9 protein-coding genes are annotated in these 13587 nt (G+C 47.2%); 6 read left to right on the top strand and 3 right to left on the bottom strand.

The genetic code is table 11. The features are described 5' to 3' along the window. From QUB11_RS08000 to QUB11_RS07990, 3 genes are all read right to left on the bottom strand, one after another. Positions 1-3303 (bottom strand): Ig-like domain-containing protein (locus QUB11_RS08000; protein ID WP_333390234.1); only part of this gene is annotated, 3303 nt, incomplete at its 3' end. 202 nt (positions 3304-3505) lie between these two features. Beyond that, on the bottom strand, positions 3506-4198 hold the full coding sequence (locus QUB11_RS07995) for a response regulator transcription factor (RefSeq protein ID WP_333199559.1): 693 nt from the start codon (positions 4196-4198) through the stop codon (positions 3506-3508). Next, a complete protein-coding gene (locus QUB11_RS07990) occupies positions 4195-5295 on the bottom strand; it encodes a HAMP domain-containing sensor histidine kinase (RefSeq protein WP_333199561.1) in 1101 nt (366 codons plus the stop codon). The genes QUB11_RS07995 and QUB11_RS07990 overlap by 4 nt, the downstream gene beginning before the upstream one ends. Before the next feature lie 300 nt (positions 5296-5595). Here QUB11_RS07990 and kdpA point away from each other — a divergent pair, with 300 nt between their 5' ends. The 6 genes from kdpA (at position 5596) to QUB11_RS07960 (ending at position 13568) form a co-directional block, all read left to right on the top strand. Beyond that, a complete protein-coding gene (kdpA, locus tag QUB11_RS07985; protein WP_333199563.1) occupies positions 5596-7356 on the top strand; it encodes a potassium-transporting ATPase subunit KdpA in 1761 nt (586 codons plus the stop codon). Positions 7357-7434: 78 nt separating this feature from the next. Beyond that, positions 7435-9528, top strand: a complete 2094-nt coding sequence (gene kdpB / locus QUB11_RS07980; RefSeq protein ID WP_333257089.1) for a potassium-transporting ATPase subunit KdpB — start codon at positions 7435-7437, stop codon at positions 9526-9528. A gap of 287 nt (positions 9529-9815) precedes the next feature. After that, positions 9816-10085: a K(+)-transporting ATPase subunit F gene (kdpF, locus tag QUB11_RS07975; protein WP_333199568.1), complete on the top strand. Its 270-nt coding sequence runs from the start codon at positions 9816-9818 to the stop codon at positions 10083-10085. Between the two features lie 41 nt (positions 10086-10126). Beyond that, a complete protein-coding gene (gene kdpC, locus QUB11_RS07970) occupies positions 10127-10756 on the top strand; it encodes a K(+)-transporting ATPase subunit C (protein ID WP_333199570.1) in 630 nt (209 codons plus the stop codon). A gap of 188 nt (positions 10757-10944) precedes the next feature. After that, positions 10945-12096 carry a universal stress protein gene (locus QUB11_RS07965; RefSeq protein WP_333199572.1) on the top strand — a complete coding sequence of 384 codons (1152 nt, stop codon included), beginning with the start codon at positions 10945-10947 and terminating at the stop codon, positions 12094-12096. Between the two features lie 203 nt (positions 12097-12299). Next, positions 12300-13568: a sodium:proton antiporter gene (locus tag QUB11_RS07960; protein ID WP_333199574.1), complete on the top strand. Its 1269-nt coding sequence runs from the start codon at positions 12300-12302 to the stop codon at positions 13566-13568. Positions 13569-13587 lie beyond the last annotated feature (19 nt).

Below are 13587 nucleotides of genomic sequence, written 5' to 3'. Positions count from 1 at the left end.
CGGAGTCGGAGGGTTATTGACAACAATGCTTGCCGTGACGATCGCAGAATCCGCTTTCCCGTCGTTAGCTTTGTAGGTAAAAGAGTCTGTCCCTGCAAAACCAGCATTCGGAGTATAAGTGAAAGAACCGTTAGCGTTGAGGGCGATCGACCCTGTAGCCGGATTTGTCACCAGAATCGCCGTCAGCGGGTCATTTTCCGGGTCAGTATCGTTGATTAAGACTCCCAAACCAGTCACGTTGAGACCCGTATTAAAAGCAGTAGTATAGCTGTCAGAATTGGCTACAGGCGGGTTATTGTTGACGTTTACAGTCACGGTAGCCGGTTCCGAGCTAACTATTCCGTCGCTGACTGTGTAGGTAAATGTGTCTGTTCCAGAAAAGCCAGCGTTAGGAGTATAAGTGAAAGAACCGTCTTTGTTGAGGGCGATCGACCCTTTAGTCGGGTTGGCGGTCAGCGCAGCAGTCAGCGCGTCTAAATCTGCGTCGGAGTCGTTGCCTAAAACTCCCGGCGCTGTTAAGCTGAGGACTTTTCCGGCACTGATGCTGTAGGTGTCGGGTTGTGCGATCGGCGGATTGTTTGTAACGTTGATATTTGCCGAAATTGCTGGTAAAGTAGCAGCCCCGTCACTGACTGTGTATGTAAAGCTGTCGAGTCCCACGAATCCCGGATTGGGAGTATAGATAAAAGAACCATCTTTATTGAATGCGATCGTGCCGTTGTTGGGGTTGCTAAAAATATTTGCCGTCAACACCTCGCCATCAACGTCGCTGTCGTTGGCTAAAACTCCCTTGGCGACAGGCACGTTCAAGACTCGATCGTGTAGGGTAGGGTAATTTTCAGGTTGTACGATCGGCGGATTGTTGGTGACAGAGATATTCGCGATTGCTGGTAAAGTAGCAGCCCCGTCGCTGACTGTGTATGTAAAGCTGTCGAGTCCCACGAATCCCGGATTGGGAGTATAGATAAAAGAACCGTCTTTATTGAATGCGAGAGTGCCATTGGTGGGATTTGTGACTTTAGTTGCCGTCAACACATCGCCATCAACGTCGCTGTCGTTGGCTAAAACTCCCTTGGCGACAGGCACGTTCAAGACTCGATCGTGTAGGGTAGGGTAATTTTCAGGTTGTACGATCGGCGGATTGTTGGTGACAGAGATATTCGCGATTGCTGGTAAAGTAGCAGCCCCGTCGCTGACTGTGTATGTAAAGCTGTCGAGTCCCACGAATCCCGGATTGGGAGTATAGATAAAAGAACCGTCTTTATTGAATGCGAGAGTGCCATTGGTGGGATTTGTGACTTTAGTTGCCGTCAACACATCGCCATCCACGTCGCTATCGTTGGCTAAAACTCCCTTGGCGGCAGGCAGGTTCAAGACTTGATCGTGTAAGGTAGGGTAATTTTCGGGTTGTACGATCGGCGGATTGTTGGTGACAGAGATATTCGCGATTGCTGGTAAAGTAGCAGCCCCGTCGCTGACTGTGTATGTAAAGCTGTCGAGTCCCACGAATCCCGGATTGGGAGTATAGATAAAAGAACCGTCTTTATTGAATGCGAGAGTGCCATTGTTGGGATTTGTGACTTTAGTTGCCGTCAACACATCGCCATCAACGTCGCTATCGTTGGCTAAAACTCCCTTGGCGAAAGGCACGTTCAAGACTTGATCGTGTAAGGTAGGGTAATTTTCGGGTTGTACGATCGGGAGATTATTATTTGTAACGTTAATCGTAACTGTTGCTGGTTGGACAGATGAATCTGTGCCGTCGCTAACATTATAGGTGAAGGTATCAGTGCCTACAAAGCCAGCTTTCGGAGTATAAGTGAAGTCGCCGGTGAGATTTAACTTGACTGTACCGTTGCTCGCGGTTGTAACTACCACGGCACTACGCGCGTCGCCGCTGTTGGCGTCGGTGTCGTTGCTTAAGACTCCCGCCCCAGAGACGCTGAGAACTTTGTCGTGCTCGACGCTGTAGCTGCCGTCATCGACGGCCACCGGGAAATTATTAACCGAGATGGTGCCGAGAGTAAAAGCGGCACTTGCTTGATCCGTGGCGTCCCCGAAAAATAGGAAGTTTGGCTGGCTGTAGGGATTGTAGGGTAAACGCGGCTGGCTGGTTGCTGGATTAAATGCCGTGTAGTTCTGCAGCGGCTGATTTGTCAGGTTTGGTATTGCTGTAGGGCCGGCAAACAGCGTGTAAGTGGTGCCTTGGACTACCAGTTTGTAGTCGGTAGGAGTGCTGATATTAACAGGTGCATTTACTCCGCGAGTAAACAACCGAGGAACTGATGATGCTGTACCGCCGTTTTGAGCAAAGATGCCTCCGTTGAGGCCGAGGTTGCGTTTGGTGAAACCCAGTTCAATGCCATTTTGAGCGTCGCTGCTAATCGAGATGATGCTGAAACCTGCCCGATTGTCGCTATTACTGTTTTCCGCCGTAACTGCAACTCGAAAAGAAACGCTGTAACCGTTAGTAAGGTTGAGGGCCGGGAAAGTTGCGTTGACTGGAGTAAATGTTCCTGGCGTCGCTGGCGGACTTGGAGGAGTGTATTTGTAGTTGGTGTAGCCCGCATAGCCTGTAGTGTTATTGGCGGCGGTAACGCTAGCAGTATCAATGCCCGTGTTGGGCGAGAACGCACCAGCAGGTAGGACACCACCGAAGCCAGGAAGAGGTACTTGTCCATAAGCTAATTGAGTGCTGGTGCTACCTGATGTCCCGATACCGGGAGGCGATCCGTTTGGAAAGTTACTTGTGTCTTTGCCGTCATAGAGGGTAAAACCGAACACATATTGATAAGCGGCTATTGTGGCTGGCTCGATCGCCAGCCCAGAGGACACCGCTCCTGTTGTATAATCTAATTCCCAATCTCCGCCCATAGCGGAACTGCCGATCGGCGATCTAGAAGCCGCAATTTTTGCCTTGGTTAGCTGACTCAGTTGCTGCACGAAGTTAGCGCCCTTTTCCCCCGCCGCTACATCACACCCATAAAGCAAAATCTCTCCACTGTCTGCCAGCGATCGCCACCAACGCTGCAATTGATTAGCATAAGTTTTTAAATTTGTCAAGTTTAGATCGATCGCGCCTAGCAGTAAACTCGCGGGGCGGCCGTGGGAGATGATATGAATGCTTTTAATATTGCTGCGACTCGCTAGTGCCTCAGTAATTTGTTCTACTCCATCCCGCGCCGCATCCAAGGTAATTACTTCTGTCCCCGCTGCGATGCCGTTGTGGAGAGTTTGGCTGTCGGGAAGGGCAGAGTCGATAAAGGCGATCGAACTAAAAACTGAACTGATAAAATTTGGCATAATACACCTTTGGTTAGATGACGGTAGGAAAATTAAGGCGTGTCTAGCTTAGCAAATTCACAAATTCAATGTCATGAGTAAAATTAACAATCAAGACGAATACTAATTTCCCATGAACCTGCAACAGAAGCCTCTTGATAGGGGCGGGTTTAGCCAATAAATCCTTTAAAAAACCGACAATTCCGGTACAAAACCCGCCCTATTAAGGTTCGATCGCCAAAAGTTCTTCAGCAACCAATCCTTTCTGAATAGCAAGCACTGCTGCTTGAGTGCGATCGCGCACTTCTAACTTTTGCAAAATCGCGTGCACGTGAACCCGCACAGTCCCCGGAGCAATGTACAATATTTGTGCAATTTCCTGATTGCTTTTTCCCCCCGCAACTAAAGCCAAGATTTCCTGTTCTCGCTTCGTCAACGGATTCTCCAAAATTTCTGATTTTGACCCAACTTTCACAGGTTCGGGATTAGCAAAAACCGCCCTAATTTCCGCAGTCGCGGCCTGATCCCACCACGAAGCACCCGCTGCTATCGATCGAATTGCCAAAACCAAAGTTTCCGCCGCAATTCCCTTAAGGCAATAGCCCTGAGCTCCCGCTGCAATTAATCTTTCAATTAAGGATTTTTGGGAATGAGATGTTAAGATTAAAACGGGAATTGCTGGATGTCGCTGTTTAATTTGGCGGCACGCTTCAATACCCCCAATTCCGGGCAAACCGACATCGAGAACTACCACATCGGGCAAGTGTTCCTGAGTCAATTCTACTGCTGTTTCACCATCTTCTGCCTCGGCAATTACTTGCAAGCAACTTTCTTGCTGCAACCTGGTTTGCAGCCCCAACCGAAACAGTTCGTCGTCTTCAACTAGGAGAATTCGCAACGGATAAGCTGGTTTCATTTCTGTGGGATAGCAGGGAGTCGGAATCCAAATAAAGCACCGTGTGGCAATTTATTTTCTGCCCAAATTATACCGCCGTGGGCGTCAATAATTTGGCGAGATAAGTATAATCCTAATCCCGAACCTTTGGCTTGCCGATCGCTGTGTCCTTGATAAAAACGCTCGAACAAGTGGGGCAGTTCATCGGCGGTAATTCCCAACCCGCTATCGAGAACTTTCACCACCTGATAACTCGAATAAGATTCCATGATTATTTCTACTTTACCGCCGCGAGGAGAATGGTTAATTCCGTTTGTTAGCAAATTAACAAAAACGCGCTGGAGTTGAACCGCATCGCCATTTACCCACAAAGAGCGACGGAAATCTGACTCTCCGTAACTCATACTAATGTAAACTCGGCGCGCCGCCGACAAATGGATGAGTGTTGCGATTACTTCTTCTGCCAAAGCTACTAAATTTACGGGCGCAAGTTGCAGTTTTAAACCTTCGGCATCGTTGCGGTAAACATCCAGCAGCGTTTCTACTAATTGTAGTGACATTTTGTGCGATCGCGCCATTGTTTCGAGAACTTTTTGCTGACTGGCGGTGACATTCCCAAATTTTGCTGACCCAAAAGCTTTAATTGTTTCTATCGCCCCCAGCATCGGCGTTTTTAAGTCGTGACTCAAAGTAGAGACAAAATCTTCTCGGATGCTTGCTAGCTGCTGCTGCGACTGCAACTCAGCTTTAGCGATCGCGATCGTCTCTTGGTACTGCTGGTTGCGATCGCTTAAATATCCCGTCACCCCTAAAGCCATGACTGCGATCGATCTATTTGCTACAGTTGCTAGGGCGATCGCTTCTCCAGGAGGAACAAACAAATTTAACAGCGTCAAAGCTGCCGCTACCAGCGTAATTTGTAACTTACCCAACCGACTCAAGCGCGAATTTGCCAATAAAATCGGCCCTGTGTACAAATACCCAAACAGATACTCCGACGGCGTAGTAAATTCCAGCACTACAACGATCGCAAATAAAATTGCGATCGACCACCTCCCCCGCAAATACTTCTCTTGAATTGCCTGGTTGTCTGTGATTTTCAATAAGCTGTTTAACATCCTTTATCCATCCATTTTATATTTTATATTTACACTCTACTCTCTGCCTTATACCTGCGGTTTTTCATCGCCAAAATTTGTCTCCTGTGACGCAAAAACAAGCGTTTAGATAACATCTATATCTGCAAGCATAGATACTGCTAAATATTTAAACATTTGTCTGTAAGTGAAAATATATAGCAGCTAAGCATAACGGGTAAACGGCAACTTATACCGGCGGGCTGATTATCAAAAATCCTAACAGCAAGTATATTGATTGTTAAAAGCAGATTGCACTTTTAAGGAAGTATTGGCTCAGTTATGCTTGAAGGATTAATTCAAATCGCATTAACGCTAATCATTGTAGTAGCGATCGCCCCTATTTTTGGTAATTACATGGCGCGGGTGTACATGGGAGAACCAACTATTCTCGACCCCGCTATTAAACCCCTAGAACAACTCATCTATAAAGCCAGCAATATCCGGTCTATAGATTCGATGACAGGTTGGCAATATGCGCGATCGCTACTGTACAGCAATGCAGCAATGGGCATATTTGTTTTCCTAATTTTCATGCTTCAAGGAGTGCTGCCTTTAAATGCCACCGGCTTAAGTGCCCCAACCTGGGATACTGCGCTGCACACAACTATTTCATTCCTCACCAATACCGACCAACAGCATTATTCAGGCGAGACAACATTCACTTATTTATCCCAGTTAACCCTGGGTTTTTTAATGTTTACCTCAGCAGCTACAGGTTTAGCAGTAGGCATTGCTTTTATCCGGGGATTAACCGGCCGCCCCTTGGGCAACTTTTACATAGATTTAATTCAATCAATTACCAGGATTCTGCTACCCCTTTCTTTAATAATTGCCTTACTTTTGCTAATTTCTGGAGTGCCAGAAACCCTAGCAGGGCCGGCCGTAGCCCGTACATTAGAAGGAGGCACGCAAATAATGGCTCGCGGCCCAGTAGCTCACTTTGAAAGCATCAAACAACTGGGAGAAAATGGCGGCGGATTTTTTGCCATTAACTCGGCTCATCCCTTTGAAAATCCCAATCCTTTTACCAACCTGCTGGAAACACTAGCAATGGTTTCTATACCAGCAGCTATGATTCACACCTACGGCAGATTTGCCAACAACAAAAAGCAGGGATGGCTGATTTTTTGGATGGTGTTTGCCATCTATGTAATTTTGATTGGCATTGCAGCGTTTGGCGAGTACGGCGGCAACCCTCAAATCAATAATTTACTGGGTTCGCAGCAGCCAAATTTAGAAGGAAAAGAAGTTAGATTAGGCTGGGCAGAGACTGCACTGTGGGCGGTGACTACCACTGGCACAATGTGCGGGGCTGTCAACGGAATGCACGATTCTTTAATGCCTCCCGGTGGTTTTGCTACTCTGTTTAATTTGTTTCTGCAAATCGTTTGGGGCGGACAAGGAACGGGAACAGCTTACTTATTTATCTACTCAATTTTGAGCGTATTTCTCACCGGATTGATGGTGGGGAGAACGCCAGAATTTTTGGGACGCAAAATTGAGAAACGGGAAATAGTTTTAGCCAGCGTTGTTTTGTTAATTCACCCGATCGCAGTTTTAATCCCCGGTGCAATTACCCTCGCATTTACCGACAGTTTGAGCGGCATCAGCAACCAGGGATTTCACGGCATTTCCCAGGTGATGTACGAATACGCTTCGGCGGCAGCCAACAACGGTTCGGGCTTGGAAGGATTGGCAGACTCTCAACCCGCCCCGACAGGAGTTTGGTGGAATTTAAGCACCTGTTTTAGTATGCTGTTGGGGCGCTACGTTCCAATTATTGCCCTGCTACTTTTAGCTGACAGCATGACGAACAAACAACTGGTTCCCGAAACAACCGGCACTCTCAGAACCGATTCAGTTTTGTTCACCAGCGTCACCGCAGGAGTCATTATAATTCTGGGCGCGCTGACATTTTTCCCAGTTCTAGCTTTAGGGCCAATTGCCGAAGGATATGAAATTAGCAGCGGCAAATTTGAACCCACACCGATAACTGCACCCACAACACCTTTAGCAACACCAACTCCTCCATCTCAATAGCGAAAATTCTCAACCTCACTATTCTCTCTCTCTGCGTTCTCTGTGTTCTCTGTGGTTCATTAAAAATCCCAAATCGACATGACCTCATCCCATACTCCAGATTCCCCAAAAAAACCTCCGAGAGGCTCTCGCGAGTCTCGCAAGCATACGCCAAAAGCAAATACTAAAGGCCTTTATCAAAGAGCTTTTAAAGAAGCCTTTGTCAAGCTAAACCCACGGGTGATGCTAAAAAATCCGGTGATGTTTGTGGTGTGGGTTGGCACAATTGTGACTGCATTATTAACGATCGACCCGACGCTGTTCGGCCCGGTTCCCGGCAACAATCAGAGAGTTTTCAACGGTTTAGTCACGTTTATTTTGTTCTTTACTTTGGTATTTGCTAATTTTGCCGAAGCGATAGCAGAAGGGCGGGGGAAAGCGCAAGCAGATGCACTGCGATCGACCAAAGCCGACACAACAGCCCGCAAACTCCTACCAGACGGTTCAATTCAAGAAGTTAGTTCGACATCCCTGAGACGGGGCGACCAAATTAAAGTGATCGCAGGCGATGTCATTCCTTCCGACGGCGAAGTGATCGCAGGTGTCGCCTCGGTGGATGAATCTGCGATCACTGGCGAATCCGCGCCGGTGCTCAAGGAACCGGGTTCGGACATCGCCAGTTCCGTCACCGGCGGCACGCGCATCCTTTCCGACGAATTGACGCTGCGGGTGATGGCCGACCCCGGTAAGGGATTTTTGGACAGGATGATCGCGCTGGTAGAGGGCGCAGAACGATCGAAAACACCGAACGAGATCGCGCTGACGGTGCTGCTAGCGGTGCTGACGCTGGTGTTTTTGATTGTGGTTTCGACGATTCCGCCCGTGGGAAATTACGTGAAAACCCCTGTGGGCGTGGTGACGCTGATTTCGCTGCTGGTGGCGCTGATTCCAACCACCATTGGAGGTTTGCTGAGCGCGATCGGCATTGCGGGCATGGATCGCGTCGCTCAGTTTAACGTGATAGCGACCTCTGGGCGCGCCGTGGAGGCTTGCGGCGACGTAAATACGCTGATTTTGGACAAAACGGGGACAATCACGCTGGGGAACCGTTTAGCTGAGGAGTTCATTGCGGTAAACGGTCACTCGCTGGAGGAGGTTGCGAGTGTAGCCCTTGCTGCGAGTGTATTTGACGATACTCCAGAGGGAAAGTCGATCGTCCGTTTGGCTCAAAATTTGGGCGCACAGGTGGATTTCGATCGCGCTAACGCTACTGGGCTTGATTTTTCCGCAAAAACGCGGATGTCTGGCACGGATTTGCCCGATGGGACGGAGGTTCGCAAGGGTGCGGTGGATGCGGTGAAGGGTTTTGTGCGATCGCGCGGCGGCAATTTCGGGCCGGATCTCGACGCAGCTTACGAGCGAGTTTCCCGCTTGGGAGGCACACCCTTAGCTGTTTGTCAAGGTAACGACACCTACGGCATTATCTATTTGAAAGATGTGATTAAACCGGGAATTCGCGATCGGTTTGACCAACTGCGAAAAATGGGAATTCGCACCATTATGCTTACCGGAGATAACCGAATTACAGCATCAGTAATTGCCGCTGAAGCCGGCGTTGACGACTTCATTGCCGAAGCAACTCCCGAGGACAAAATCGATGTAATTCGCAAGCAACAAGCCGAGGGCAAATTAGTCGCAATGACGGGAGACGGAACCAACGACGCACCCGCACTAGCACAAGCAAACGTAGGACTGGCGATGAATTCGGGAACCCAAGCAGCGAAGGAAGCTGCGAACATGGTGGACTTAGATTCTGACCCCACAAAACTAATTGATTTAGTTACAATTGGCAAACAATTGCTGATTACTCGCGGCGCGCTGACTACATTTTCCCTAGCCAACGATATCGCAAAATATTTTGCAATTATTCCCGCCATGTTTGCCCCCGTAGGCGCATTAAACGTCATGGGTTTAGCCAGCGGTCAATCGGCGGTTTTGTCTGCATTAGTTTACAATGCTTTCATTATTCCCGCTTTGATTCCCCTAGCATTAACCGGGGTAAAATTTCGACCTTTGAGCGCCAACCAACTGTTGCAGCGGAACATTTTAATCTACGGATTGGGCGGGGCAGTCGCGCCGTTTATTGCCATCAAAATTATTGATGTTTTGATTACCGCCGTTGGGCTAGCATAGATCGGGAAAGCACGACACGGATTTTGACACGGATACACGGATTAATCTCGTTCCCCGGCAGAGCCGGGGAACCCAGTTCCAGAGGATTTGCCTCAATTTTTCCCAAAAAATCATCGGGAGCATCTCAATGAAAGCAGCAAAGCTCGAAATTGGAATTAGGAGTCAGGAGTCAGGAGCCAGGATAAAAGAGTCAGAAGGAAGAAGAAAGAAGTGTTTTTGCAAATATGAGATGCTCCCAAATCATCAAATAGAAAGACAGATATTTATTCCCAAAATAAGGAGAATTCATGAAACGGAATGATTTGCTGAATGATATTTTTCCTAGAGATTTCCAAGAAATTCTTGAGTTAGCTCAAAGGCTTTGGCAGCGCCACCCAATCCCGGTGCAGCTATTTCTAGTAATGTGTTTCAATGCTATAGTTGCCCCCGCTGTCTACGCTGCTGCGGGTGAAGATTTAACCCGAAAAGCTGTCTGGGGTTTAAGTCTCCTAGGTTTGGTGATTATCGCCCTTTCTATTTACTTGTTCGTAGTCATCTTTCAGCCGGAAAGATTTTAGTCAATAATTAACCCTTAGCAAATAACCGATCGAGGTAATTTATGAGAGAAATAATTAGAGCCATTCGCCTTACCCTGGTTTTGTGGGGAATTACAGCCATTATTTACCCTTTAATCTTGCTAGTAATCGGCCAAATTGCCTTCAACTCCCAGGCAAACGGCAGCTTAATTACCAACCAAGGAGTTGTAGTTGGCTCTGCTTTAATCGGTCAGCCTTTCTCCTCAGAAAGATATTTTTGGGGTCGTCCCAGCACCACCAATTACAGCAGCTTTGCGACAGAAAATTACGAGCCGACAAAGGGAGAAAATGTTAGTCAAAGAACCGGCGTTTCGGGAGCGAGCAACCTTGCCCCCAGTAACTCTGATTTGCTGAAACGAGGTAATGAGAAAGATGGTTTTCAGGGGGTGCGAATTGAATTAGACCGCCTCAACAAAGCTGGTATCAAACCGACTGCAGATTTACTCTACACCTCGGGTTCTAGCCTCGATCCGCACATTAGCGTAGAGGCAGCTCGATCGCAAATTCAGCGGATAGCAACAGTGCGATCGCTCAATATCAATCAAGTAGAAATGTTGGTAGCTAAAAATACAGAGGGCAGATTTCTTGGCATTTTCGGTGAACCGGGAGTTAACGTCCTCAAACTGAATTTGGCTCTAGACAGTTTACAATAGTCATTAGTCATTAGTCATTAGTCATTAGTCATTAGTCATTAGTTATGAGTTATTTGTTATTAGTTATTAGTTATTTGTAGCAACTGACAACTGACAACTGACAACTGACAACTGACAATCGCTAACTGACAACTGACAACTGACAACTGACAACTGACAACTGACAACGGACAACTGACAACTCAGCTATGATTCACTCTAGCGAACTTACTAACAATCCAGACGCGGTTTATGCCCAACCTAACCGCACTTACGATCGCACCCCCCGCCGGGGAAAGCACAAAATATTTATCGGCATGGCCCCCGGTGTCGGCAAAACTTTCCGAATGCTAGAAGAAGGGCACAGCCTGAAATCTGAAGGCATCGATGTGGTAATTGGACTGTTAGAAACTCACGGCCGGAAAGAGACAGCGGCTAAAGCAGAAGAACTGGAAATAGTACCCAAAAAACAACTGCGACGCGGCGAAATCATGCTCAACGAAATGGATACGGATGCTGTCATAGAACGCCGTCCTCAATTAGCATTAATAGACGAACTCGCTCATACAAACATTCCGGGTTCTCTGCGAGAAAAACGATATCAAGATGTTGAAGAAATTCTCAAGGCTGGGATAGATGTTTTCTCCACCCTCAACATTCAGCACATAGAAAGCCTTAACGATTTAGTAGCTCGAATTACCGGAGTTGTAGTGCGAGAGCGAGTGCCCGATCGCGTCCTCGAAGATGCTGACGAAATAGTCGTTGTCGATGTCACGCCGGAAACTTTAGAAGAAAGGTTGCTAGAAGGCAAGATTTATGCTCCTGAAAAAATTGAACAATCTTTAGAAAATTTTTTCCAGCGCCGTCATTTAATCGCTTTGCGAGAACTCGCCCTGCGAGAAGTCGCAGACACTGTGGAAGACGACGCAGCAACTTTAAAAGGTCAATCTTGCAACATTCACGAACGAGTTTTAGTGTGCATCTCGACTTATCCGAACTCCTTGCAATTGCTGCGGCGAGGCGCGAGGATTGCGAGCTACATGAATGCCCCATTTTATGCTGTGTTTGTCAACGATCCAGACCGATTTTTAACAAAAGCAGAAAGCTTGCACGTTGAAACTTGTGAGAAACTGTGTCAAGAATTTAACGGGAAATTTTTGCGGGTAAACGGCACTAATATAGCCAAAGCGATTTCCGAAGTAGCTAAACAGTATCGCGTTACTCAAATTGTGATCGGCGAAAGCCAGCAATCCCGCTGGAAATTGCTGCTGCGGGGTTCTTTGACTCAACAGTTAGTGCGATCGCTCAAACACGTAGATTTGCACATCATTGCTACTGAAAAAAGTGGTCTTTCTAATTAATTATTAGTCTTCAGTCATTAGTCATTAGTCATGAGTCGGATGAGATCCGGTAAATTAACCATAATACTTGTAGGGGCGGGTTTCACCAACAATCTCTAATTCCCACTAAGAATCTATATAAACCCGCCCACACCACTTTCGGAGGATAGCTGAATCTAGCGGACGACGGATGCGCCCGAAGCTTTTACCTGTCAAAATCGCAGTTGGTAAACCTGATTAAAAGTGCGATCGCTATGGTGGATGATTACATTCTCAACTTGCTAGTTATTGGCATCCTCCTGCTTACCGTTACCTTGGGTTCCGGCTGGATTTCGCGATTGCCTCTATCTTATGCCTTAATTTATCTAATTGTCGGTATCGGATTGGGGCCCTACGGCGTCAAGCTGATTGACTTGCGCCCCGAAGCTCAATTTTTAGAAAGACTTACAGAATTTGTAGTTATTGTTTCTCTGTTCAGTTGCGGCTTAAAAATGAATCGCCCCCTGCAATTTTGGGCTTGGAATTCCACAGTGAGGCTGATCGGTTTTTTAATGCCCATTTCTATTTTTGCAGTGGCCGCCATCGGTCATTGGTTTGTGAAATTAGATTGGGGCCCGGCGATTTTACTGGGAGCAATTCTCGCTCCCACCGATCCAGTTTTAGCCTCAGAAGTTCAGTTAGCTCATCTAGACGATCGCGATGAATTGCGCTTTGGTTTAACATCAGAAGGCGGTTTGAACGATGCTTTAGCTTTTCCCTTTGTTTATTTCGGCATTTATTCGCTAAAAGATAACAACTGGTCGAACTGGTTTTCGCAGTGGGTAGCAGTTGACTTGATTTGGGCGATCGCCGCAGGTATCGTTATGGGAATTTTAGTAGCTAAAGCCGTCACCTGGATCGATCGGCAACTCCAACACTATCGACCAGCCGATCAATTAATGGAAGATTTCATTGCTCTCAGCACAATTCTGCTCACCTATTCCCTTACAGAAGTAGTCAACGGCTACGGATTTCTCGCAGTTTTTGTAGCAGGAATTGTCGTGCAGCGGAGTTACCGAAACCCAGAAAAGCCGCTTTCCCAACTGCACTTTACCGAGCGCATAGAAAAGTTAATGGAAGTAGCAACTATTTTACTATTAGGTTCGCTTTTGCGCCTAGAGCCTATGTTAGCCTATGGAGGATACTCCCTCTTAGTAGCTGGATTGTTGATTTTTTTAATCCGGCCTGTGGGAGCTTGGATTAGTACGATCGGCAGTCCTTTACATCCCGCCAGCCGCTTGCTATGCGGTTGGTTTGGCATTCGTGGTGTCGGTTCTATCTATTATCTTACCTATGCTTTGGGTAAAGGTTTGAAGGGCGAAACCGCCGAAAAAATTGCCTGGATTACCTTTACAACCATCGTACTTTCTGTGATTTTGCACGGTATTAGTTCCACCCCGTTAATGAACTGGTACGAGCGCCGAATCAAACCTAAAGTACCGGATTTGATTTAATTCATATAAATTGTGGCGT

It is taken from the genome of Microcoleus sp. B6-A1, assembly GCF_036705085.1.
Lineage (GTDB): Bacteria > Cyanobacteriota > Cyanobacteriia > Cyanobacteriales > Microcoleaceae > Microcoleus.
This window is presented reverse-complemented; position numbering and strand designations above follow the sequence as displayed.